This window comes from Chryseolinea soli, from assembly GCF_003589925.1.
Taxonomy (GTDB): Bacteria; Bacteroidota; Bacteroidia; order Cytophagales; family Cyclobacteriaceae; genus Chryseolinea; species Chryseolinea soli.
On record NZ_CP032382.1, the window covers coordinates 6,119,686 to 6,143,335 of the forward strand.

Below are 23,650 nucleotides of genomic sequence, written 5' to 3' on the forward strand. Positions count from 1 at the left end.
GTAGCAGCAGATTTTACAGCGGATTTACACTGGCCAAGTTTTATTTATTATTTTCAGTCGCTTGTTTCCCCCCATCGATATGAGAAATGTTTTTCTGCTGTTGTTCCTTCTCACCTCCCCTGTCCTGCTAGCGCAAAGTGTAAAACTCCTTAGCGGGAGTCTGAAAACTTTGAAAGGTCAGAAATCCTATAACATCACCTTTCGCTACGATAGCATGCAGGTGGGCATGGCCGATCCCAAACCGGAGAAGGTATTCCTGATGGAAGTCAAAAACCGGTGGGAAGAGCGCGAGCCGGGCAGAGGTTCCGACTTCATCCAGGAGTGGTTTGAAGACCGGAAACTGCTCTATGAGCCATCGTTCATTCAAAACTTCAAAGAATACGCTAAAGTCGAGCTACCCGACGCGCAAGCGCCGTATACGCTGATCGTGAAGACGAAACACACCGAGGGCGGTTGGTTTGGTGGCGTGCTGGCACACCCGGGAGAAATTGATGGTGAGGTGTGGGTCGTCGAGTCAGTCGATCCGACCAAGGTAGTAGCTCGCATTGGATTTTATAAAATCACGGGCAAAATTCAATATCCGGGTGATTTCGAGATGACGACGCGCATTCAATCTGCCTATGCCATTGCGGGCAAGGGATTAGGTGACTATTTCAAGCGGAAATCTAAATAACTACTGTATCAATATTTCTTGGGCGAGCTCTTTCCGTACTTCCTTCTCATAGGCTAAGGCTCCACGCTCATGGTCAACAGGGGCACCACTTTTACATATCCATTCGTGTCTTTTCTGAATTTATACGTGTAGTTATAATGGGTCTCCAACTTGCTCTCGTTTGGCAATCCGTTGATGAGGCAGATGTTGCGTTCGTCGGCAAAGCTGATGAGTTCTTTCAGATAGGGCGCTGAGATCTGACCCACCTCATCGATGATACAATGCACTTTGAAATTGCGCGTCGTTTTTTCCGTCGATTCTTTGATGAACACGTTCAGCAGCGTAATGTAAATAACGGCCTTCACCAGCATGTCGGTGCCGGTGGACCCTACTTTGTCAATTTTTTCAATCCAGCCGGTGTCGTTCTTTCCTTCTTTGATGCGGAAGCGTAGCTCGAACAAGTCCTGTACGTTGATCTCGTCGTAGTGTTCTTCGCTGATCACTTTCTGGAGGTCGTTCAGCAATTCCACCGAGCGTTTGTCGATCTCGCTCTTTCCTTTGTTCCCCGTATTAAACAGGTTGGCTTCACCATAGAGGAACGGGTTCTGGTCGCGAAACTCGGTGACGCGCTGCAGCTTGCGCAGGACCTTGTTTTCGCTGTCCTCCGACTTCAGTTTGATGTATTCGATGAGCCTGGAGCTTTCAAAGGAAGCCTTGCTGAAATCGGCTTCCATCTTGCCGATCATTTTGCTGATCCTTCCCTTGTATTCGGTCAGCGCCTTCATTTTGCTGGCGATGGCATCGATGAGCATGCCGTGACTTTTGGCTACCTCGGCGATGGAGATCTGGATCTTGTTTTCGGTATAGAATTCCTCCAGGTACGACGCGAAACGCTCGTATTCCGCCTCGCCCGCGCCGGTGTTGATCTTAAAGTTCAAGTGATTCTCCGGACGGAACCTTCCCGCAAACTCGCTGACGTTGTTCCGGAATTTGTCGAACTGGTTGTGGAACTCGTTGTCGTTGGCCTGCAATTGCGAGCATAGGCCGATGATGTTTGTCTCGGTGTGGGCTACCGGTGCCGGTTCCACGAGGTGGCGCAGCCGGTCGTACAACAATTTGTCCCGGAAATGATTTTCGAAGTGACTGAGGCCGTCTACGTATCCTTTTAGTGCGTTGGCGAGCTCACGGGTCTCCTCGTCGAGGTGTTTCCTCGCTTTGGTGTAGGCCTCCTTTTCGCGGCCAAATTCGTTGTCGGCCTGTTTTATTCTTTCTTCGAATTTTTCTTTTTCGTCTTTAAACTCGTTCACCTTATCGAACAGCTCGCGTTTGTCTTTGCGATAGTCGTTAATGAATTGAGCATGGGTTTCGATGTGTTGCAGGGCTTGCCGGAGTTCGTCTATTTCTTTTTTTAGTTTCCGGATGCGGCTGTCGTCGATGCCTTTCTTTTTCAGGACGGAAGTTTTTTCCTTTTGAAGTTTGCTCTTGCGCTCTTCCAGCTCTCCCAGCTTTTCCTCTTTCTGTTCTTTGATCTTCTCGATCTCCTTGGCAAAAGTTTTATTGAGCTGGGCGAGCTTGTCGTTCATAGCACTCTCCAGCGCGCTTACCTCCGTCTTTATCGCTTTTTCGAGCGCGGTGAGTTGCTGTGCGATGAGCGCCATCTCTTGTTTGTACTTTTCCTGGAGTTCATACACTTCCACCAGGTCCTTTTCGCGTTGCGCTTCACCTTTCCGGTTCCATTCGTGCAAGTCGAGTTCGTATTGTTTCGATTTCTGTTCGCCTTGCGTCATCTCATATTCCAACTGACCGATCTCGTTCTTGAGGTGGGCCACCTTCCGGCTGATGGCCGCCAGCTTTGCCTGCTCGTCGCGGGCCTGCTCTTCGCGGTAATCCAGGAATGCCTGGTTTAGGGTGGCGATTCGCTCGCGGTGCTGGCTGCGCTCTTGCTCGTACTCCTCCAGGGTTTTGGAGTGCACTTTTACGTGCGAGAGATCAAGCTGAATGCCATAGAGCGACTGCAACGCCTTCTTGTCCATTTTCGGCTTCAACGTCTCGTTAAAAAGGATGTCTTCGTTGCACACCTTTCCGATGGTCTCATACCAGTCGGGAAAATTTTCCTGCAGGTATCCAAAAAACGCATGCTGGTGCACCGACAATTTCTCGTCGATGGCCTTGATCTTTGCTTCGTTCACGGAAACCTCTTCTTTGTTCTTTTCCATGAATTGGGCGGCCGCGGTCTTGTTCCGTTCCACGATGTGATCTCCGTCCTTTTTCAGGGAGTCCACGTTGTTGCTCTTCACCGTCAACGCCGAGGCACATTCGATCTTCCGTTTCCGGATCTCGTCCAGGTTTTGTTGCAGCAGCTTTACGTCTTCTGCAAAATACCGTTTGTGACGGATCTCTTTTTCGCGGAATTGCGCATCCTTGTTGTCGAGCTCGTGTTGTGTTTTGAGTTGGCGCAACCGCTCGCCTTCGGCGCTGTTCTTTTCTTTGAGACCGTTTACCTGGCTATACAAGGCTTCGCGCAAGGCGTTCTTTTCTTCTTGAAGTTTTTTGTCGAGCTGCAAGCCTTGTGACTGTAAGATATGCTCGAATTCTTTTTTCTCATTTTCGAGGGCGTCGAACAGGGTTTTAAATTGTTGTTCCACGTCGCTGAATCCGGCCGTGAGGGTGGCGTATTCGTGTTCGCGGGCCTGCAACTCCAATTGCAACTGGGGCTTTTCGTCGGCGTCGCGCAGCAGGTCGGCGATGCCCTTTTCTTCGTATTCGGCAAACTTTTTATCGGCCTCGCGAAGCTTGATCTTCAGTCCCCCGATTTCCTGGTGGGTCTCCTTGTTCTTTTCTTTGTGCTGTTCTTCCTTCTCCTTGAAGCTCACCTCCAGTTTCAAAGCGGTTTCCTTTTTTTCGTCTACCTGCGCGCTGATCGTGTCTTTCTGCAGCGCCGCGTATTTCAATGCCCCTCCAAGGTCAGCGGCCAGCGTGCGTTGGCGCACTTTGAGTTGGCGGATGGAGGCAAAATTGTCGCGGATCAATTCGCTGCGTTGTGCGTTCTCCTTGCGGAAAAAAGTCTCGATGTCATGATAGCGCTCCGTGAACTGGCGGAGCTGGCGCTCGATCGTTTTCAGCTCGATGGTGGTGTGCTTCGACCCGATGGCGTTGGCAATACACTCCTTTACAAACTCGGCCTTGATCACCGACTCGGAGCTGAGAAAGATGGACGTGATGGCCAGGGGGATGTTGTGATAGTTGGCATTGCCTTTCATCAACGCGAACTTCTTGTAGCGCTTGTCCGGATCGGCACCATAGATGATGTTCCGGTACCGTTCAAATGTCTCCACCTGGTCGCTGTAGGATATGCGACGCTCGTTCAGTTTTGCCAGCACCGCCTTGGGCACCAGGGCCTCTTTGTCGTGGATATAATACTCCTGTTCAAAAGCGCCATCGACAAAGCGATAAAACAACTTGGTGTTCCGGTAGACCATCACATGAAACAGCCCATCCTCCGTCTTGATCTCGTAGATGATGTACGAGTTGGGGTATTGAAAATAATAATCCTCAAAGGTCTTCTGCGACGACGAGATCCCCAGGCCGCGCGTGTTGGCACTATAGAAAAAGAGGATGGCCCGCTGCAGCGTGGTCTTCCCCATATTGTTCGTCCCCACAAAACACGTGTTGCCCGCGATTTCCACGCAGGAGTAGTCGGTGTTGGCGATGTTTATAAAAATGATCCGGTTAAGGATTCTGTTGTTCTCCATCTTCTTCAATCGTTATCAGCGAGATCACTTGTTCGAGGTAATGAATGGCGTCCATTACTTTGTAAGTATCCTCGTCCTCTTGTTCAAAAAAACCGGCCTGGGCCAGGTCGTTAGCAATCTCGGCCACTTTGTCGACCATCTTCTCCTTCCGCGACAGCGCGTAGATCTTTTGTTTCAATCGCTCGTTCGAAAAACACTCTTCCGCGATCTGCGTAATCCGGTAACGCGTGCCCACGGTGGGCTTTAAGTCCATCGACGAGAAAAAGTCCATCACATCGATGTAATATGCAAACTGCTCAAGCTTTTTCTCGATGACCAGGTTGGCCTCCTCCTGCTGACTGAAATAATAATAGTTGTGTCCGCTTTCGAGCGTATAGCCGGTGTGACTAAAAAACTGTTTCAACAGCTCATAATTTCCTTCGTAGCCGATCACATCGAAAAGCTTTCCCTTGCTTCCGTTCGAACTGATGAAATTTCCACGGCTCAGGATGGCAAATATTTCCGGTGTCTGTTTGGGAATGTTGTTCATGCCTGCATTTTTCGGTTAGGTTTTATGATGGCATAGCCCAGTTTGAGCTTTTGTTTTTTGTCGTTGACGTAATCCATCTTTCCCAGCTTCCCCGAGATGGAGAGCTTGCTGTCGTAGTCAATGGAAATGCCGACATACAGCGAGATCCGTTTCTCAAGACTGAGTTCGCCTACTTTTTCGGGGAACTTGTAGGTGAGCACAAATTGAAACAGGTCGGAATCGCTCGTCATGAACTTCTCTACGAGGCCGGCCACGTTCAGGCTGGTGGACTCTTCCAGGTTGCTCTCATCAAAACCTTCGGCCATTCTTCCCGCGGGTTTTCGCGATGTATTGCGAAGCAGGTCGAGCTTCGTGGCGATCTTTTTCGACAACTCATGGCCGCGGTCGGAATACAGGAAGTCGAGCGAGATCCGCGACTTCAGCACACTCCGGCGCTGGAACATCAGCGCCTTGGTGCCCGTCACCACGTCGATGAAATCGGTTTTGTATTTCAACTCCTCGTAGTCCTTCAACTCCTTCAGCCGTTGGATCTTTTTGTAGATGGCTGCCTGGTATTGAATGCGATTGATGTAGTCGATGATCTGTGATTGGATCTCATTCAGGTAGTCGCGGTTTCGCACCAGGATGTAGCGGAGATCGAGCACGATGGAATTTAGCTCGGCGTCGATGATGGTGTTGAAAAATCCCTGGGCATCGGAAATGATCTGTTCCGATTCGCGGATCAGGTTGATGATGTCGTCGCGCTTGGATTTGTATTTGTCCAGTTCCTGCAACTTGATCACATAGTTGTCCTGGTTTTTGTAGGTGTCGTCGATGTTCTTGTGCAGCTTCATCACCTCGCGCGACGTGGTGGAACTGATCCGTTTCAGCGAGCGCTTGATGTTGCGCAGGAACTTCGGGTTGCTGTCGATCCGGTAGTACTTCAGGTTCTCGTTCAGCGCCTGGATGTTGTCGTTGATGAAGCTGGTGGTCACCTCACCGATCTCCAGGAATTCCTCGATAAAGGTCACGATCCGGTCGTCGAGGCCGATCACGTTGTTGTTTTCGTGGATGATCTCGTACAGGACGAGTTTCTCCAAACGCTCATCCGACATATCGTCGCGGGCCAGGATTTCCGATTTGTGGATGGAGTCCTTGTTCCCAAAGAGCATTTCAATAACATCCTTGCTTTGGTAAAGAAGGTTTACAAGATCACGGATGGTTAATGGCGTTCTCAATCGTTTTTGGGCCCAAAGTCATGGGTTGGAACCACAACATCCTGGCAAAATACCCCACTGGAATAGCTTGCGCAAAAGGGAAATGAGAATCGACGTGAAAAATATTTAATTATCTGATTGTCATTATATTATAATTCGCTATTCAAAATTTTGCTAACCGCCCTGCCGCCCCTGGCATCGCGCGCATTTTTCTTATCTTGCGGGTTCTCTCTGGAGCTCTCCGCGGGAAATAACCGTTGCCAGGAAGGTTTGACATCTGTATCCAGTTACTATGAAATCTATTCCCGGGTTGTTAAAACGGTTCTCCTGTCTGCTTTTCGTTGTTTTTGTCACCTGCTCCAAAGACCATGACCCCGTGGAGCAACAGCCCTCCAATGGACAGAATTTAAAAACGTGTGTTTTGAAAAGCGGTACGTCAAATGGGAGGTCCATCACTTTCGACCGCGATGCCCAGCACTGGCCGATAACGATCCGTTATTCCAATGGAAATAAGCCGGACATCATCTGCTCCATCCAATACGACGCCGATCACCGGGTTGTTAAATTGATGCAGGGAAATGCTTATGTCGAATATGCCTATCAGGCCGGGAAGCCGGCGACGAGCATCGTATTCACCCGGAAAACTCCGGATGCATCCTTCGAACAATATGCGCAGTATTACTACCATTATGATGATCAGGGGAGGCTGGATTCCATCACCGACGATATCGGACAATACGAGCGGTTTGAATACGACGCGGTGGGAAATGTTGTCAAACAATACGCAAAACCAATGGGACTGCCCGAGGGGTTGACGCGGCAATACCTGGCCTTCGACAATAAGAAGAATCCCCGCGTGGAAGCAAATTTCGACCAGGTCCCCGTGCTGCTCGATTGGATTGAAGGAAACTTTATCACCATGCTGCAGCTCCCAATACCAAGTCAACACAATAGTACCAAGGACGCCTATGTTTCATCAAATGGTGTCATCCTCCGCACATGCTCTTATCAATACAACCCCGATGGCTACCCGACATCCGTGCGCATACAAACCGACGCAAAAAGCGATGTCACCACCGATATCATGACGTATGATTGCTTTTGAATTGACTTTTGAAACCCTATATTTTTTGAAATTGTAACCTGCTTCGATCTGTAAAATGAAAAAATTCTTCTTCCTGTTTATTCTTTCTTCGCATGTGTTATGGGCTCAACAAGCGCATTATCCGAAACTGCTTTCCGGCAGTATGAAAGACGTAAAAAAAGAAAAATCATTCAACATCACCTTTGCTTACGACAGTATGCTCGTTGGGCGTAATGTTGATGAATCCCGGTTCCTGACCGATCTCGAAGACCGGTGGAAAGTCAAGGACCCGGCCAAGGGAGCTGAGTTGGTGAAAAAATGGTATAGTGACCGCACCCGGCTGTATGAGCCTGCCTTCATCAAAAGCTTTAAGCGATACGCCATCGTCGAGATGCCGGATGTGCAGGCCAAGTATACGTTGATCCTGAAAACGAAACGCACGGAAGGTGGATGGGATGCTTGGGTGACAGGACACTCAGGCCTGATCGACGGAGAGCTTTGGGTGGTTGAAACGGCCGATCCCCGGAATGTTATTGCCATCATTGGCTTTAACGAACTCATGGGCAAATATGATATCGGCGGCGATCTTGAAATGGGCCTTCGCATCGAATCGGCTTACGATTTTGCAGGAAGGGTTTTGGGAGATTTTTTCAGACGCAAGTCGTAACTAGCTTCTTGACTTGCTTTTTTTTGAACTAACCTTGGTTCGAACTGAAACACTTTCGACGCTTTTTAAACTGCCGGCTATAGCATTTTCAACGAATTCGTTTAACGACATTTTAGCCGCCACGGCTTTGAGCGCTGCCAACCTATGCAATTCGGGGTTAATCCTGATATTGAAACTTCCTTTGAAAGCCCGTTCGGGCTCCTTTCCCATTTCTTTACAGGTTTCAAGATAGTCGTCCACAGCTTCTCTAAACATTTTTTGAAGTTCTTTAACACTTGAACCTTCGTACATTACGGTATCATTTATGCCGAATATTTGTCCATAGAATACCTGATCTTTAAGGCTGAACTCAACCGTGCCCTTGTAACCATTGTAATCTAGCATATTATCCATATCTCTAATTTTTTGTTGTTACTGTAGCTAAAATGGACTGCACTCTGAAAACAAAGCCAGTCTTTTCATCAGATTATACCACTTTCGATCAATTTGTTAATGACGTTTTCTATTACATATGGTTTTAAAATCTTACCTGGATGAGGCTTATGTAAACTTAAAATATGCCCCGTTTTAGTGTTAATGAATTTTCTGCCTGATCCCCTTGCCTTTTTTTCAGTGTATCCAAATTTCTTCATAACTGTTTGTAACTCTGCCCAGGTAAAGTCTGTCGGCCGGGATAAAAGCCTTTCAATTAATTTCTCAAATCTTTCCATTTTCTGGCTATCGGTTTCAAAATTGTTAAAGCTAAGGGTGCGATACTAAGTAACTAATTTTCAGTCGCAAATGCAACCGAAAATTAGTTGCAAAAATATAGCCACTTGTATATCAACATTTTCCATATTGAAATGTCACATCAGTCTATCTGAAATTCCTCCCCTCCGGAAAGATCTTCCCCTGCACCACCTCCTGTTCCTCTGTTTTCTTCTTCACCAAAAAAGGCGAAGTCTTCTCATCCGAACGCGACAAGGGCGTCAATGACAAGTCTTCATCTTTCCATGCGGTGAGCTTTCGCAATAATCCCGAGAAATTATAGCAACGCCTGACGATCACGTGGATCACCTCCCCTTCCCGTTGCAGTTGGCCTTCGACCATGAGCAAGCGGGATTGGATGATCTCTTTTCGATATTGGTCAAACAACTTTTGAAAGACCACGAGGTTCGATGTTCCCGTTTCGTCTTCAATAGTGATGAAGCAGATGCCGCTTGCCGTGCCGGGTCTTTGCCGCACAAGGATAAGCCCCGCGACTTTCACTCTATCTCCATTCTTTGCATTCTCCAGCGCAGAAACGGGGCGTACATGAAACCTGTTGAGCTCTTCACGGACAAAGCTCACCGGATGTGCTTTTAAAGACAACGACATCGCGGCATAATCATGCACCACATGTTCGGACAAAGCCATGGTGGGAAGTTTTATTTTTTCCTCGGCGACATTGTCGGGAGACTGACCGGAAAAGAGCGCCAGCGGTTGGTCCTTTGTGGAGACTTCCCACAATGCCCTTCGCCGGTCGTGGTCAATGGACCGGAACGCATCGGCGTCGGCTAATTTCTCCAGCGCTGCTTCGGTGAGCCCGGTTTCGCGAAGTTGGTGGATGGAGGTATAGCCGTCTTTTCTGCTTTCGGTCAGCAACTGCATATCTTCCTCGCGAAGACCTTTCACCTGGCGAAACCCCAAACGCAAAGCACAAGGCTTCCCCGATCTCGCCTCCAGGCGGTTGTCCCAGTTGGAATCGTTGATGTCCACAGGGCGTACGTCGACACCGTGTTTTTGAGCGTCGATGATGATCTGTGCGGGTTGGTAGAAACCCATGGGCATGCTGTTGAGCAGGGCGCAGGCAAACACATCCGGGTAATAACACTTGAGCCACGAGGAAACATAGACCAACAAAGCAAAGCTGACGGCGTGACTCTCCGGGAAGCCATAGCTGCCGAATCCTTCCAATTGTTTGAATACGCGGCGTGCGTATTCTTCCGTATACCCCTTGCTGGTCATGCCGGTGATCAACTTTTTCTCGAAGTTGGCGATCACACCCTTTGCTTTGAAGGTGGCCATGCTCCGGCGCAGTTCGTCGGCTTCGGCCGGGGTGAAACCTGCGGCGACGATGGCGATCTTCATGGCCTGCTCCTGAAACAACGGGATGCCTAGTGTTCTACCCAGGATTTCCTCCAGCTCTTTTGAGGGATAATCTATGGGCTCCTCCCCGTTCCGGCGGCGCAGATAAGGATGCACCATGTCGCCCTGGATGGGGCCGGGGCGTACGATCGCTACTTCGATGACCAGGTCATAGAAACACTTCGGCTTTAATCGCGGCAGCATGGATTGTTGTGCGCGGCTTTCGATCTGGAACACACCGATGGTGTCGGCATGGCCCACCATCTCGTAGACTGCGGGATCGTCTTGTGGGATGTTGGCCAGCGTGAGCTCGCGGCCGTAGTGGTTCTTCACGAGGTCGAACGCTTTGCGGATGCAGGTGAGCATGCCCAGGGCCAGCACGTCTATTTTCAGAAAGCCGAGGGCATCGATGTCGTCTTTGTTCCATTCAATACAAGTGCGGTCTTCCATGCGCGCATTCAGGATGGGACAGAGATGCGAGAGCTCACCCTGGGTGATGACAAAGCCGCCGGTGTGCTGCCCCAGTTGACGGGGAAAGCCCATGAACTGTGCCGTGAGCCGTAATACTTTTTGGAGTGTGGGGTCGTCCGGGTTCAGTCCCTGGCTGGTGATCCGGTTGCGGTCGAAGCCTTCGTCGGCAAAATCCCAGATCAGACCGGAAAGGCGATTGACGGTGTCGACCGATAGCCCCATGGCCTTGCCTACATCGCGGATCGCACCTTTGTGATGTTGTTGGGTGACTGTGGCGACAATCGCCGCCCGGTTGCGACCGTATTTCCCAAAGATATATTGCATGACTTCCTCACGCCTTTCGTGCTCGAAGTCCACATCGATGTCCGGGGGCTCGTTGCGCGCCGAGGAAATGAACCGCTCAAACAGCAGGTCGAACTTTGAGGGGTCCACCGAGGTGATGCCCAGGCAGTAACACACGGTGGAGTTCGCGGCCGACCCTCGTCCCTGGCAAAGAATCCCCTGCTTCCGCGCATAGCGCACGATGTCATAGACCGTAAGAAAATACTCGGCATAATTCATCCGTTCCATAAATGCCAGCTCATAGGCAATGGCGGCTTTGATCTTTTCGGGGATGTGTTCTCCAAAAAGTTTGTGGGCGCCTTCCTCGGTCAGAAAGGCGAGTTCTTCCTGGGGTGTGCGGCCATCGGTGGTGATCTCTTTGGGGTATTGATATTTCAATTCGTCCAGCGAGAACTGGCAGGCTTCGGCGATGGCTTGGGTTTGATGGATCGCGTCGGGATATTGACGGAACAACCGGAGCATTTCGTCGATGGGCTTCAGAAATCTCTCAGCGTTTGGATGCAGACGAAAACCCGCGGTGTGGATGGTACATTTTTCGCGCACGCAGGTGACCACGTCTTGCAACTCCCGGCGCATGGGGTGATGATAGTGCACATCGTTGGTGGCCACCATCGGCATGTGCAGTTGGGTGGCCAATTGGGAGATGCGATACAACTGTTTGGCATCGTCACCACCATAAGCGCGTGACGCCGCGATGTAGAGGTGGTCTCCGAAAGCTTCGCGGTATTCGCGCAACACTTTTTTGAAAGCCGGATCGAATTCGTAAACTTCATTCAATGACGAGGGCGGCAGCACGACGAACTTCGACCCTGCGGCATGATGGTATACATCGGCTTTGTATAACTGGCATTGACCTTTTTCCGTGCGAAGATTGCCCAGCGTGAGCAGCGATGAGATTTGCGCGTAGGCCTGGACATCCGTGGGAAACGCTAAGAGACTTGGTCCATCCACGAGGTCCAGGCGACATGCCGGAATGATGCGCATGCCCAGTTTTTTTGCCGCCACGTGGGCGCGGACAATGCCGGCAAACGTGTTGCGGTCGGTGATGGCGATGCGGCGATGGCCGAAGACGGAGGCTTGTTCCACCATCTCTTCGGGGTGTGATGCGCCCCGGAGAAAACTGAAGTTCGTAGTGACTTGTAGTTCGGTGTATGCCATAACGCTTAAGCAAAAAATCCGTGGATAAACCACTGATAGGTTTTTTCATGATAATGCCCTAACCGGAAGAGCCAGTAGCGATAGCCCTCTTCGTCTTCAACGCGGTAATAGTCGCGGTGCTGTCCTTGCTGGAGCCACCATTCCTGTTCGATGCGCTCGGGTCCGTCGGCCTTGACGATCTTGTGCAGTTTGCCTTTGTGGCGGAACAGCATGGGTGGATAGTCCGGAATAGGTGCCGTGACGTCGATGCGTTCGGGTGTTGGCAAGAGATGCAGGGGCCGCAGTTTGTCGGCCCGCCAGGGGGTGGCTAATTCTTCCTGGAGCGATACCGCAGGTTTGAAGGAGCGCTCCGGCCAATAATGTTCGTCGGGCACATAGCGGCGAATGGCCTGTGCTCCGACCTTGACCGCCAGGCGATCGATCAGTTCGGATAATCGCTCATCTTCCAGGCCGCCGGATCCCTCCCACATCTGTTCCTGCTGTGCATAATGATCTTCCACTTTTGGCGCTTCCAACACAAAGAGCTCGATGCCCAATGCCGGTTCGATGGTGGGCAGCTTGATCTCGAAGAGTTTGAAAAGATGGGTGACGTGATGCGAAGGCCGGTTTGTTCCAATGTCGATCCGCTCGATTTTTCCATCGACGCGATAGCCTTTGAAGACGGCCGTGCGCAGTCCCTTTTGTTCCTGCCGGAGCCGGAAACACAGCGTTTCCAGCAATTGCTGCAAAGCGATCTCGATGCCGGTCGCCGTGACGATCGGTTCAAGACAAGGCAACCGCTCCTGGTAAGGTTCAAGGGGTTCGACGGGCACGATGCCTTCCATTTCCTGGCCCAGGGCCATGTCTAACCGCATGGTGAACTGCGGGCCAAAGCGTCTTCTTAGCGACGCGCGGGGCATTTGGATGAATTGACCGATCTGGTGCAGTCCGAGCTTGTGCAGGCGTTCAATGGCATCCGGCTCCAGACGCAGGGCTTCGGGTGGCAAGGGGAGCAAAGCTTCGATGTGCCGGCCAGGGGTCACGACCAGGGGCTCGTTTCCATACCGAGCCATGCCCCACGCAACGCCAAGGGTATCCGCCATGGCGGCCCGCACGTCGTAGCCCCGGGCGTTTAATTTTCTGACGATCTCCTCCAGGTAGCGTTCGTCGCCACCCCAAAGGTGTGTGCAGCCTGTGACATCGAGCAGAAGGCCATCGGGTGGATCGACGGCGACGATGGGTGTGAAGCGGATGCACCAGAGTGCGAGGCGTTTGAGTAGTTTTTCGGCAAGGTCAGGTTTGTCGTCCAGCACTTCCAGGTCGGGAAAGAGCGCTCTCGCATCGGCGAGGACCATGCCGCAGGTGATGCCTTTCCTTTCGGCGATGGCATTGGCGGCGGTGATCACCATTCGGCCATGCGAGGGTGCCCGCAAAACGAAGGGCTGGTCTTTTAATAAAGGTTTTGTTTCGCCGGAGTGTTTCGCAAGGGCCTGTTGGCGGATGGCGAACCAGTCCGTGGTGAGGTGACGGAACCAGATGGAGACAAAGCGGCTGGCCATTTCATCCGGTTTTCTGTTGTTGCTCTTGCGCGATGGAAAGCGATTTGTACACGGGCACAAGTTTTCCATCTCTCCACTGCATGTCCCATACGCCGGATCTTCCATTTCGGATTCTCAGCAGTTCCACACGCCACGCGGGGAAGCCGATGCCGGGCAGATCATCCACCTGTTCGCTGGGCAGCGAGGTGATCTTCCAACGCGAGACACACGCGGTGGTGTTGAGATGGCGATAGCGGTTGCGCAGGATGAAACCGGTGACCTGGCTTTGCTCGACGGCCAGTTGCAGACGGCGCGAAGCCGTGAAACTAATCTCTTGCATCTCTCCCACCACCGCGGCCAGCGCGCCACACTTCAGGGCTTCGTCCATCGCCCAGAGGACATCCTTTTCATTCTTCAGATCGACGAAGATGAAACGGTCGGGTTGTATGCCAAAGCTTTTCAGTGCCGGCGGAAAAAGTGTTCGCGCGCAACTGATCCACAGCGCCGCTCCGGTTTTTCCTATCAGCGACGACACTAAGCCGGCCATAAATCCACCAGTAGCTGAGGCATCTTCTGTCGTGGAGGATAAAAATTCATGCACGGCTCCTAAGGGAAACGTAGCATTGGGGAAGGCATCTTTTATGGGGCCAAGTCCCATGTCTACAGCCGGACTGTTCACAGGTTTGAACCCTTGCAGACGAAGAATATCAGTTTGCAAGGCCGCCATGATATCAGCTCTTTTTATAGACGTCATAAACTTTTGGGCCCAGGGTTCAAAGGTAATAAACTAATTTAATTAGTTTACAAACTATTAATATTAGTTTAATTATAAACATAGAAAGATTAAAATGGTATTTATAATATATTAATAATCAGATATTTAAATATTATTACTTAATCTAATAGCATAATACAATTTCAAATCTTATTTAGAGCCCGATATCCCCATGCTTCGTTTAAATTTGAATAAATAAGACACTCATGAACCAACCTTCCTTCACTCCCACAGGAGAATTGATCATCGCCGCTGCTCCTTCGTCCACATCAAATGACTTCGACTTCCTACAGGGCTCCTGGAACATCCAGAACCGAAAACTGAAATCCAGGCTAAGCAACAGTAAGGATTGGCAGGAATTCACGGCCACAGGAACGATGTATCATGTATTGCTTGGCCTGGGGAACATCGATGACTTTGTTACCGCCTTTGATGGAAAGCCCTTTGAAGGAATGACCGTCCGGTTGTTTAATCCTCAAACAAAATTGTGGAGTTTATATTGGGCAGATTCTACCAAGGGTATTCTTGACAAACCCGTGGTGGGTTCCTTTGATCAGAGCATCGGCTATTTTTATAATACAGATGTCTTCAACGGGCAAGACATTCTCGTTGCTTTTCAGTGGGATAAGACCGATCCGCACAAGCCTGTTTGGAGCCAGGCCTTCTCTACCGATAAGGGCAAGACGTGGGAATGGAATTGGTATATGAACTTTAGCAGAAAAGAATGATCGAAAGTCATACTGGCTAATTATCAGGAATTTATTGAAAAGAATCTCAACCGGGAGTTGGCTATTTTTAAAGCATCTTGCGCTATGAGACTATTCGCAACACTCTTCTTGCTCTTTTCTATTACCGTTCCCTCAACGGCACAACGACCGGTTTTGCTCTCCTCCCCGGATGGAAAGATCGTCTTCCAATTCACATCACTCCAGCAGGAGCTTGTTTACAGTATTGCCTATAAAGGAAAATCGCTCATTGAAAAAAGTCCGGTGAGTCTTTCGTTTAACGGGAAGATCTTTGACGGCCATGTTAAAATACTGCCTCCAAAATTTCGCGACGGCGTAGAGGATTATGAATTGGTCGTTGGTAAAACCAAAAAAGTGCATGACGCCTATCGCGAAGTGATCATCCCCCTGGAGTCTGAAACAAAAGATGCCAAAGTGAACCTGGTGGTCAGGGCTTTTAACGACGGCATTGGGTTTCGCTATGAATTCGTGTCGGTGAAAGATCAGGGTGCGCTCGTGCTCACCGATGAGAGAACCACCTTCCGGTTCAACGGAGATCCGGTGGCGCGGACGTTGCTGCTGCCAAACTATACCAGCTCACACGAAAATTTCTATACCACAAAGCCTGTATCGGGATTGAAGGAAAACGAATTGATGGACATGCCCACATTGTTTGAACTTCCGGGCGTAGGCTATGTGGCCATCACGGAAGCTGCACTGGTGGATTATGCAGGAGCTTACCTGGTAAAAGAAAACGGGATGATCCGCGATGTACTCTCTCCCCTGCCCGGCCAGCAGGAAATAAAAGTGAAGGCAGCGTTGCCTCACAAAAGTCCCTGGAGGGTGATCCTGATCAGCGACCGCGCCGGGGCCTTGGTGGAATCGAACATGATCACCGATCTCAATGAACCGCTTGCTTTAAAAGATGTTAGCTGGATCAAACCCGGAAAGACCACCTTCCCCTGGTGGAATGGCAATGTGGTGCCGGATACGCTGAATGCACCGGGCAACAATTTCATCACCCAAAAATATTATATCGACTTCTGCGCACGCAACGGCCTGGAATATCATTCGGTGGTGGAATATGGCCTTCACCAATGGTATACCGACGACGGCGTCGGCTTCCAACCCGGTCCTCATTCGGATGTGACAAAGCCTGTTCCGGGACTCGACATGAAAGAGGTCTGCGATTATGCAAAGTCGAAAGGCGTTGGTGTCCGGGTTTGGGTGCACTGGGCAGCGCTCTATCCCAAGCTGGATGCGGCCTTTGCCATTTTTGAAAAGTGGGGATTGGAAGGCATGATGATCGATTTTATGGATCGCGACGATCAGCTCATGGTGAACATGCAACAGGAAATGCTTCAGAAAGCAGCGGCGCATCACCTCCATGTGCAGTTTCATGGTGCCTACAAACCGACGGGTTTGAGCAGGACCTATCCGAATGAATTCACCCGCGAAGGAACGTTGAATTATGAAACCAACAAATGGAACGAAGAAGGCTTGCCTCCGGACCACGACATCATGATCCCGTTCACCCGGATGCTTGCCGGAAGTACCGATTATCACATGGGAGGCTTTCGCGCCTCTGCTCCCGGAAAATATGTACGCCAATACACACGCCCCATGATGCTGGGGACGCGCTGTCATATGTTGGGGTTGTATGTGGTGTTTGAAAACTATCTCGGCATGGTCTGCGATTATCCGGTGGCGTATGAAGGGGAGCCGGGGTTTGATTTTATAAAGGAAGTTCCGACGACGTGGGATGAGACGAAAGTGTTGGATGCTAAGGTTGGAGAATACATTGTGGTGGCGCGACGAAAAGGAAACGATTGGTTTGTCGGAGCGATCACGAATCATGAAGCGAGATCGCTAAACATTTCGGCAAGGTTCCTTTCCTCCGGTCACTACGAGGCGACTATCTACTCCGATGCGCCGGATGTGACGGTGAATGCGGATCATCTTACAAAAAAACAATTTGCGATCACTGCATCGGATGAGTTGGTATTGAATCTTGCAGCGGGTGGTGGTATAGCTTGTAGGATTACACGGAAGTAATCCTGTTTTGTTTAACTCTTCTTCTCCAAAGCGTTCTTCGCATACTCCACGCACTTCGCCACTTCCTTCACGGCATCAGAACCTGCAGGGACATCATACTCCATTTCAATAGTGCCGGGGAACGTGTAGTGATTGTTCCGCATCAATTGGAGTGCTGCTACAAGGGGCGTATCCCCTTCTCCCCAAGGCATGTTGGCGCCGCCGTTGGCTTTTGATTTACGGTCTTTTAAATGCGTGCTGTAGATGCGATCGTGTTTTGCCTCTAGCAAAGGGATGGGATCGAGACCGGCGGCAACATAGTGGCCGATGTCACAATTGAGACCGTTGTAGGGCGATTGTGAAAGCGCTACGTCCCATGCGGTGAAGGTTTGTTGGAGGTGGCCGTGGTAGCCGATGCCGATCTTATATTTCTGTGCAAAGGTTCCGAGGCGTTTGCTTTGCTCGGGGTCTTGGGGAAGTTCAACCGTCATATGACTGGCACCCAATTCTTTTGCGACGCGAAAAGCGTAGTCGATCTCGGCATCCGAATTTTTTACATCCAGCGCACTGGGTTTCCAGGCATAGATGGAAACGCCGGCATCGCTATACATTTTCCGGAGTTGTTTGAATTTATCGAGGGAAACACCTGCCCGCCACTTGGCAAGTTCAGCTGCTTTTGCGGCGCGTTCTGCTTTTTGTTCGTCCGTGAGTTCGGGGCGTGGTCCGGAAGGGAATGGCTTCATCGGTTCCGTCGAGGCGTTGGGCGCACCAGCAAAAGCTTCGGCGGTGGTGCCCATCAATTCGATGGCGCTGACATTGGCGTCGACGCAGTATTTTAAAACTTGTTCGGCGCTGGTGGGAAGGCTCCGGAACGAATAGGTGATGACGCCCAGTTGAACGCCGTTGAATTTGGAATTGGGCTTACCCAGGTTTTTCAATAGAGCAGGCGCGCCGAAAACATGTTGGCTTCCGACGACGGCACCGGTCACGGCCAATGCCGATTTTACGATAAAATCCTTGCGGGAAATCGATGACTTCAGGTCGGGTTTGGTGGTTTTCATACGGATTGCATTTTGATTTTTAAAGATAGGACCCATCAACGTTTTTTGTTGCGGCATCGCAACGCTCCGCCTCCTTGCTACGTGGACAAGCGCGACGTATATAAAGTTGTCCATAATATTTCATTCCGAAAGACCGCTCGTCACATTTTAGATAAAAAGGCCCGAATACTCGACCGTTCGGCACTTCCTGTAATTTTTTCAGTGCAACATTCGATTATATTTGTTTAGATCGGCTTGTGCGATATAAGAAGCCGTCGTGTTATTCATCAAGTGTTGATATTCTCCTTAACTATGAAAAAAGAAATATTGCTGGCCGTTGCCCTTGTTGCCACCGGAGTGCTCCTCACCATGTGTAGCCCATCCAAAAAAGAAGCCGAAGTCATTGCGGAAGAACCCGGATTCGATTCACCGCGCATAGTGAACAGCGATCCAAAACCAGGCTATATGACACCTGAAGAAAGCCGGAAAGCTTTCCGCTTGCCAAAAGGCTATCACATGGAGCTGGTTGCCGACGAATCCATGCTGAGCGAACCCGTGGCCATCTCGTGGGATGCCAATGGCCGGATGTTTGTCACGCAAATGGAAACCTACATGCAGACCGTTGACACCACGGGCGAGCATCAAAAAGGCAGTCGCGTGCTGTTGCTGGAAGACACCGACGACGATGGCAAGATGGACAAGCGCTCTGTCTTTATCGACAAGCTGATGTTGCCGCGCATGATCCTGGCCGTGGGCAACGAACTGTTGGTGAACGAAACGGATACGTATGACATGTATGCGTACAAAGACACCAACAACGACGGTGTCGCCGATGAGAAAAGACAAGTGTATCACACCGACAAAAAGGCTTTTGGAAACCTGGAGCACCAACGCAGCGGCTTGGATTGGAACCTCGACAACTGGATCTACATCACCGTCGACCCGGTGCGTTTCCAATACAAGGGAGGCATGATCCACGCCGACTCGCTCATCAGCGGCTCGAACGGCCAGTGGGGATTGACCCACGACAACTATGGCAGACTTTTCTTTAGCCGGGCCGGCGCAGAAAATGCAGGCTCCGGATTTCATATCAACCCTTCGTATGGCGCCCTCGATTTTGCGGACGCCTACAACGACTCCACGTTTGGCGCCGTGTGGCCGATCATCAAAACGCCGGACATCCAGGGTGGTTTGAAGCGGATTCGCGAAGACACTACACTCAATCACTTCACGGCGGCCAACGGCCAATCCATTTTCCGGGGCGATCGTCTTCCTAAGACATTGGTGGGCGACTATCTGATCGGCGAGCCGGTGGCCCGCATCATCCGAAGAGCAAAGGTCATCAACACCGATGGAAAAAGAACGCTTCAGAATGCATACGACAAAGAAGAATTTATCTCGTCGCTGGACATGAATTTCAGACCCGTTAATACGTATACCGGTCCCGATGGCTGTTTGTATATCGTGGACATGAACCGCGGGATCATCCAGGAAGGCACATGGACCGGCGAAGGCAGTTACCTGCGCAAACAAATTCTGCGGCTTGGCTTGCAAAAGAATATTCAGCATGGAAGAATCTGGAGACTCGTGCACGACGGCATGACCCGCGGCCCCAAACCCCACATGCTGGACGAAACACCCGCCCAACTGGTGGCCTATCTGGATCACCCCAATGGCTGGTGGCGCGACAATGCACAAAAAGAACTTGTTCTGCGTGGCGACAAGTCGGTGGTGGAAGATCTGAAGAAGATCGCTGCCGGCAAAAAAGGACCATTGGCCGAAGAGCCTTCCGCTGTGGGGCGCATCCACGCGTTGTGGACCTTGTCGGGCTTGGATGCGATGGACAAAGACGTGTTGTCGGAGGCGTTGGAGGATGATGACGCGCAGGTGAGAAAGACAGCCGTTTGGATCAGCGAGCCGTATTTGAAAAATGGCGATGAGGACGTGATCGAAGCACTGGAACCGCTGAAAGACGACGCTGACTATGACGTGCGCATACAACTTGTCCTTTCTCTCTCTAGAAGTAAATCCCCAAAAGCCAAGGCCATAGCCGACGATATGCTGTCCAAAAACCAGGGCAATCAAATGATCGCCAGTGCAGAGAAGGCCTTGATCAAAACAGAGGACATCAAAAAGCTTGGCGCGAAGATGGGATCGTTGAATCCTGAAAGCCGGAAGCTGGTGGCGGATGGCGCGGCGATCTTCAATTCGTTGTGCGCGACCTGTCACGGTGCCGAAGGCAAAGGTGTGCCCACAAAACTGGCGCCGCCACTGGCGGGTAATTTTCAACGCTATTCCCGGAAAAAAGACGCCATGGTCCGCATCCTGCTGCATGGTTTAACGGGGCCCGTCGATGGCAAAACCTATTCGGAGAACATGGTCGCCATGGGCGCAAACAACGATGCGTGGATTGCTTCCGTGCTCAGCTATTTGCGTTATGATATCGGGCTTTCGGAGAGGCGATTCCCGGGCAGTATCGGCGAAGAGTTTGCGAACCGGATCTTAGTGAAACCGGAAGAGGTCAAGAAGATCCGCGAGGAATCCAATGGCCGGAAGGCACCGTGGACGTGGGAGGAGCTGGATAAGGCTGCTGAGAAATAAAAAATTAGATGGTACCCAAATCATTTTCTTTCAGGAATTGCCTTATAAAAAAGCGACACATTCCTGAATAGAGTGACGTGGCACTGCCATAGTTTATAAGATTTTTAAACTCACGGAGAAAAATTTCTTTTTGGGTTTCGGAATTGTCGTTTTGCGATTTGACCAACGCTTCCTTTACCCGCCAAATTTGTTCGAATAAAAGGATCAACATTTTCTTTCTTTCTTGTACGAGGAGGGGCCTTTGAAGTGCGTAAACTTTTATCGACGCCTCCCCCATGGCGGTCTTGGCCCGGACGACGCCTTCTGTCGGCTCGTATTCCAGGTGATCCTCGGGGAGGTCGATACACGGATTGAGTAACAACCGGGCGGCTTCCTCCTTTGGGATGTCAGGAATATCACCGGCTCTTTTTGCTTCATCTTGTAACGGAAACTGGTCCAACTTTCCATAGCCTTCTAACTTCGTAGTTCCATAAAGTATATGCTGTCGCCGTTGGTTGCAATGCTGACAAGCCAACAGCAAATTGTCCCAGTCGTTTGCAAGCCAATAGTAGCCTGGGGTTTGGGGTTTCTTTTCGTTTACACGTCCTTTCGGCCGGAAATGTTCAACATCGCCATCGTATACCGCGCCATAGCTGGTTTCGCAATAGGCGCATTTGACGAAGATCTTCTTTAGTTCATTTTTTAAATTTACATCGTTATACATTTGAAAATCGTATGCTTCTGTTGCACCGCTCTTATAGTGCGCAATGGCCTTCTTGGTTTCTTCGCACCATTTTCCATTGGGATCGACGAGCCACTCGGGCGCTTTTGGTTTTTTTATGTGAATCATTACCACTCTACGGTTTTCAGGTATTCCTTAGCTGCTGCAACGCTATCTTCTTTTAGCTTCAGATGCGTGCTAAATCCTTCCTCTCTTATTTTTTGAGCGAAATTTTCGTTGATGGTTTGAAAAAGCGCCTGCATCAAAGGCGAACTGCCCAGTAGCTCTTTTTCCGACAGCCTTTTTGAGAAATCGGAGATCTGTTTCTTTTCTTCCTCGGTTCGATCGGATTCGCGTTTACTCAATAGTTTGTAGTAGTCCGCATACATTTTCTCGGTGGCGTCGTCCAGGACGTTGATCAATCCGAACAAATCGGACGTTAGCAATTGATCGATGCGCAACAGGTTGTGATCCGGCAGAACCTTGCGGTCTAACGCAACAATTTTGTTTAATGGGTCCCGTGCCAGAACGACCACTTCGCCATGCGATAGGCCTCTGAGGCAAAGCGGCTCATGGGTGGTCACAATGAATTGAAGTTTTGGAAAGGCCTTGCGGAGGGCGCTTACGATTTGCATTCGCCACCGGGGATGTAGATGGTTTCCCAGTTCATCTATTAAGACGATGCCGTAGGAGTTGTGATAATTGGCGCTTTCCACGGAAAGGGTTTGCATCATGTCGGCGGCAATGGCAACAACATTTTTATAGCCATCGCTGTTGCTCTCCAGTTCCTGATCGTCCCCAAATTGACGGATACACACCTCGTCGCCATCGATCCAGACTTCATCATCGCCGCGTAAAGCAAGCAGGTCAAAAAGCGCGGGGGCTACGCGATCGGCAAACTCTACCGGGTTGGTTTGATTAATGGTTCTTAACCATTGTCGCGCGTCGTTCAAGGCCGTGCTGTAGTCGAAAAGGTTACGTACGTTTAGGTAGGGCTCTTTTTGCCGGTCAGGTTGAATGTTGCCCTTGGGCAACAGCCGGGTAGAGCCATAGGCCAGAACAAAGCTCAAAGCTTCTTCCAAGTCCGTTCTAAACCCGTTGGCGTCGAAATGAAGTTCCACGGGCTTGTCATGTTCGTAACTTTGTATGATCACTTTTCCACTGCCCGTTCCCTTTTTTAGAAAATCGTGTACGTCGAGCTGAAGTTTTGCCAGTTGTTTTTTTCCGGCCAACGTCATCGCCACGGCTTGAAGAACGGAGCTTTTTCCAATGCCATTGTCGCCCAGTAGTAAGAGCCATGATTCACGGCTTTCCTGATCATTGACCGGCAATACGTCTAATACCAAATTGTCGATCGAGCGAAAATTCTCAATCGTGATGGATTTGATTGAAAAACGCTTGATCGCCGACAACTGCTGGCTTACTTCCTGCATGTTTTCCTGGTAACTTTCCGTCAGGGGTTTCTTTGATTGCTGGTGCTTTTTTGATGGATCGTTGTGGATGGATTTTACGTTCTCCCAAAGAGAAGCATTATTTTCATACCAGGCATCGAAAACGGTTCGCTGCACCGCTACAAATTCCTGTGAGGGTTGGTCGGAGAACAATTCCCGAACAAAGGCGACCAACTCAGCCGACCGTTGATTGGTGAGATCCTTTGAATCGATCAAGGTTTCGAGCCTATTCAGGAGGTTGCTCCCGGATTGCCTTCGGCGCGCTACCAAGTCCTCCCGATTAAGTCCCAGGATATCAATGGTCACTTTACCTTTGGTGCTGATCGACCTGATCAAACCGGTCTCTTCGAATTCCAGGTGGCTTTCGATGACATCGGAGGCCGGGTCTATGAGTAATGGATTTTCCTTTGCCAGTTCCGTTCCCAGGGCTCCCACCGGCGCCCGGGCGCTCTCATTCTCCAGCGGGAAATAATCTCGTTTATATTTGTGACTACACATTTCGCAAGCGAGCAATAGATTGTCCCATTCGTATGCAAGCCACCAATAATGCAAAGGAGCATAGGATTGGGTCAATCCTCTCGCTCCCGATTTCGGTCTGAAATTATCCACGTTCCCCGGGCCTACGGATTCGATACGGGACTCACAATACACACATTTCCCCTTGCACAGTTTATCGAGGTCCGATTTCAGTTCGCCCAACAACGAAAAATCGAATTTCAATCTTTCCTGTCTGGTGGTCTTTTCATAGCTGCTTCGCAAGGCTTCTTTTGCGGCCTGCACGCGGTCGCTCGTGAGAAAAGATGGAGGAGATTGTCGCTTGATCGGTATCATGAGATGGAATGGATGTTGA

17 protein-coding genes are annotated in these 23,650 nt (G+C 50.3%); 6 read left to right on the forward strand and 11 right to left on the reverse strand.

Translation table 11 applies throughout. The features are described 5' to 3' along the window. Window positions 1-79: 79 nt before the first annotated feature. Window positions 80-673 (forward strand): hypothetical protein, encoded by a 594-nt coding sequence (locus D4L85_RS25625; RefSeq protein ID WP_119756981.1) that lies wholly within the window; start codon window positions 80-82, stop codon window positions 671-673. A 53-nt stretch (window positions 674-726) separates the two neighbouring features. Here D4L85_RS25625 and D4L85_RS25630 read toward each other — a convergent pair whose 3' ends face one another. The 3 genes from D4L85_RS25630 to D4L85_RS25640 are packed head-to-tail and all read right to left on the reverse strand — an operon-like array spanning window position 727 to window position 6,150. Next, window positions 727-4,404 (reverse strand): ATP-binding protein, encoded by a 3,678-nt coding sequence (locus tag D4L85_RS25630; protein WP_119756982.1) that lies wholly within the window; start codon window positions 4,402-4,404, stop codon window positions 727-729. Further along, window positions 4,382-4,933 carry a condensin complex protein MksE gene (locus tag D4L85_RS25635; protein WP_119756983.1) on the reverse strand — a complete coding sequence of 184 codons (552 nt, stop codon included), beginning with the start codon at window positions 4,931-4,933 and terminating at the stop codon, window positions 4,382-4,384. Before D4L85_RS25635 ends, D4L85_RS25630 begins: the two co-directional genes overlap by 23 nt. Then, window positions 4,930-6,150, reverse strand: coding sequence for a hypothetical protein (locus tag D4L85_RS25640; RefSeq protein ID WP_160144000.1), 1,221 nt, complete (start codon window positions 6,148-6,150; stop codon window positions 4,930-4,932). The genes D4L85_RS25635 and D4L85_RS25640 overlap by 4 nt, the downstream gene beginning before the upstream one ends. A gap of 271 nt (window positions 6,151-6,421) precedes the next feature. Between D4L85_RS25640 and D4L85_RS25645 the strand changes: the two genes are divergently transcribed. Together D4L85_RS25645 and D4L85_RS25650 are read left to right on the forward strand one after the other, a co-directional pair. Beyond that, window positions 6,422-7,234, forward strand: a complete 813-nt coding sequence (locus D4L85_RS25645) for an RHS repeat domain-containing protein (RefSeq protein WP_119756985.1) — start codon at window positions 6,422-6,424, stop codon at window positions 7,232-7,234. Between the two features lie 142 nt (window positions 7,235-7,376). Further along, a complete protein-coding gene (locus D4L85_RS25650; RefSeq protein WP_160144001.1) occupies window positions 7,377-7,880 on the forward strand; it encodes a hypothetical protein in 504 nt (167 codons plus the stop codon). Here the strand turns inward: D4L85_RS25650 and D4L85_RS25655 are convergent, their stop codons facing one another. The 5 genes from D4L85_RS25655 to D4L85_RS25675 form a co-directional block, all read right to left on the reverse strand. Then, window positions 7,881-8,273, reverse strand: coding sequence for a type II toxin-antitoxin system HicB family antitoxin (locus tag D4L85_RS25655; RefSeq protein ID WP_119756987.1), 393 nt, complete (start codon window positions 8,271-8,273; stop codon window positions 7,881-7,883). Window positions 8,274-8,341: 68 nt separating this feature from the next. Further along, window positions 8,342-8,590, reverse strand: a complete 249-nt coding sequence (locus D4L85_RS25660; protein ID WP_119756988.1) for a type II toxin-antitoxin system HicA family toxin — start codon at window positions 8,588-8,590, stop codon at window positions 8,342-8,344. Between the two features lie 145 nt (window positions 8,591-8,735). Continuing rightward, on the reverse strand, window positions 8,736-11,957 hold the full coding sequence (locus D4L85_RS25665) for an error-prone DNA polymerase (RefSeq protein ID WP_119756989.1): 3,222 nt from the start codon (window positions 11,955-11,957) through the stop codon (window positions 8,736-8,738). A 5-nt stretch (window positions 11,958-11,962) separates the two neighbouring features. Next, window positions 11,963-13,495, reverse strand: coding sequence for a Y-family DNA polymerase (locus tag D4L85_RS25670; RefSeq protein ID WP_119756990.1), 1,533 nt, complete (start codon window positions 13,493-13,495; stop codon window positions 11,963-11,965). 1 nt (window position 13,496) lies between these two features. Beyond that, a complete protein-coding gene (locus tag D4L85_RS25675) occupies window positions 13,497-14,228 on the reverse strand; it encodes an ImuA family protein (RefSeq protein WP_119756991.1) in 732 nt (243 codons plus the stop codon). A 227-nt stretch (window positions 14,229-14,455) separates the two neighbouring features. Here D4L85_RS25675 and D4L85_RS25680 point away from each other — a divergent pair, with 227 nt between their 5' ends. Both D4L85_RS25680 and D4L85_RS25685 read left to right on the forward strand, forming a co-directional pair. After that, the gene (locus D4L85_RS25680; protein ID WP_174236172.1) at window positions 14,456-14,977 is read left to right on the forward strand and encodes a hypothetical protein; all 522 of its coding nucleotides are present in this window, start codon (window positions 14,456-14,458) and stop codon (window positions 14,975-14,977) included. Window positions 14,978-15,061: 84 nt separating this feature from the next. Continuing rightward, entirely contained in the window at window positions 15,062-17,029 is a 1,968-nt protein-coding gene (locus D4L85_RS25685; protein WP_119756992.1) for a glycoside hydrolase family 97 protein, read from the forward strand. An 11-nt stretch (window positions 17,030-17,040) separates the two neighbouring features. Here the strand turns inward: D4L85_RS25685 and D4L85_RS25690 are convergent, their stop codons facing one another. Then, window positions 17,041-18,069 carry a sugar phosphate isomerase/epimerase family protein gene (locus D4L85_RS25690; protein ID WP_228450630.1) on the reverse strand — a complete coding sequence of 343 codons (1,029 nt, stop codon included), beginning with the start codon at window positions 18,067-18,069 and terminating at the stop codon, window positions 17,041-17,043. Window positions 18,070-18,360: 291 nt separating this feature from the next. Here D4L85_RS25690 and D4L85_RS25695 point away from each other — a divergent pair, with 291 nt between their 5' ends. Next, window positions 18,361-20,649 carry a DUF7133 domain-containing protein gene (locus tag D4L85_RS25695; protein ID WP_119756993.1) on the forward strand — a complete coding sequence of 763 codons (2,289 nt, stop codon included), beginning with the start codon at window positions 18,361-18,363 and terminating at the stop codon, window positions 20,647-20,649. A gap of 4 nt (window positions 20,650-20,653) precedes the next feature. Here D4L85_RS25695 and D4L85_RS25700 read toward each other — a convergent pair whose 3' ends face one another. Both D4L85_RS25700 and D4L85_RS25705 read right to left on the reverse strand, forming a co-directional pair. Then, window positions 20,654-21,478 (reverse strand): HNH endonuclease signature motif containing protein, encoded by an 825-nt coding sequence (locus D4L85_RS25700; RefSeq protein ID WP_119756994.1) that lies wholly within the window; start codon window positions 21,476-21,478, stop codon window positions 20,654-20,656. Further along, window positions 21,478-23,631 carry an AAA family ATPase gene (locus tag D4L85_RS25705; protein ID WP_119756995.1) on the reverse strand — a complete coding sequence of 718 codons (2,154 nt, stop codon included), beginning with the start codon at window positions 23,629-23,631 and terminating at the stop codon, window positions 21,478-21,480. Before D4L85_RS25705 ends, D4L85_RS25700 begins: the two co-directional genes overlap by 1 nt. Between the last annotated feature and the right edge of the window lie 19 nt (window positions 23,632-23,650).

Bases quoted from the DNA above. Each gene is read 5' to 3' on its own strand.
- D4L85_RS25665 (WP_119756989.1), bottom strand. From the start codon at position 11,957: ATGGCATACACCGAACTACAAGTCACTACGAACTTCAGTTTTCTCCGG.
- D4L85_RS25700 (WP_119756994.1), bottom strand. From the start codon at position 21,478: ATGATTCACATAAAAAAACCAAAAGCGCCCGAGTGGCTCGTCGATCCC.
- D4L85_RS25645 (WP_119756985.1), top strand. From the start codon at position 6,422: ATGAAATCTATTCCCGGGTTGTTAAAACGGTTCTCCTGTCTGCTTTTC.
- D4L85_RS25660 (WP_119756988.1), bottom strand. From the start codon at position 8,590: ATGGAAAGATTTGAGAAATTAATTGAAAGGCTTTTATCCCGGCCGACA.
- D4L85_RS25625 (WP_119756981.1), top strand. From the start codon at position 80: ATGAGAAATGTTTTTCTGCTGTTGTTCCTTCTCACCTCCCCTGTCCTG.
- D4L85_RS25685 (WP_119756992.1), top strand. From the start codon at position 15,062: ATGAGACTATTCGCAACACTCTTCTTGCTCTTTTCTATTACCGTTCCC.
- D4L85_RS25650 (WP_160144001.1), top strand. From the start codon at position 7,377: ATGAAAGACGTAAAAAAAGAAAAATCATTCAACATCACCTTTGCTTAC.
- D4L85_RS25670 (WP_119756990.1), bottom strand. From the start codon at position 13,495: ATGGCCAGCCGCTTTGTCTCCATCTGGTTCCGTCACCTCACCACGGAC.
- D4L85_RS25655 (WP_119756987.1), bottom strand. From the start codon at position 8,273: ATGGATAATATGCTAGATTACAATGGTTACAAGGGCACGGTTGAGTTC.
- D4L85_RS25635 (WP_119756983.1), bottom strand. From the start codon at position 4,933: ATGAACAACATTCCCAAACAGACACCGGAAATATTTGCCATCCTGAGC.
- D4L85_RS25690 (WP_228450630.1), bottom strand. From the start codon at position 18,069: ATGAAAACCACCAAACCCGACCTGAAGTCATCGATTTCCCGCAAGGAT.
- D4L85_RS25675 (WP_119756991.1), bottom strand. From the start codon at position 14,228: ATGACGTCTATAAAAAGAGCTGATATCATGGCGGCCTTGCAAACTGAT.
- D4L85_RS25695 (WP_119756993.1), top strand. From the start codon at position 18,361: ATGAAAAAAGAAATATTGCTGGCCGTTGCCCTTGTTGCCACCGGAGTG.
- D4L85_RS25705 (WP_119756995.1), bottom strand. From the start codon at position 23,631: ATGATACCGATCAAGCGACAATCTCCTCCATCTTTTCTCACGAGCGAC.
- D4L85_RS25680 (WP_174236172.1), top strand. From the start codon at position 14,456: ATGAACCAACCTTCCTTCACTCCCACAGGAGAATTGATCATCGCCGCT.
- D4L85_RS25630 (WP_119756982.1), bottom strand. From the start codon at position 4,404: ATGGAGAACAACAGAATCCTTAACCGGATCATTTTTATAAACATCGCC.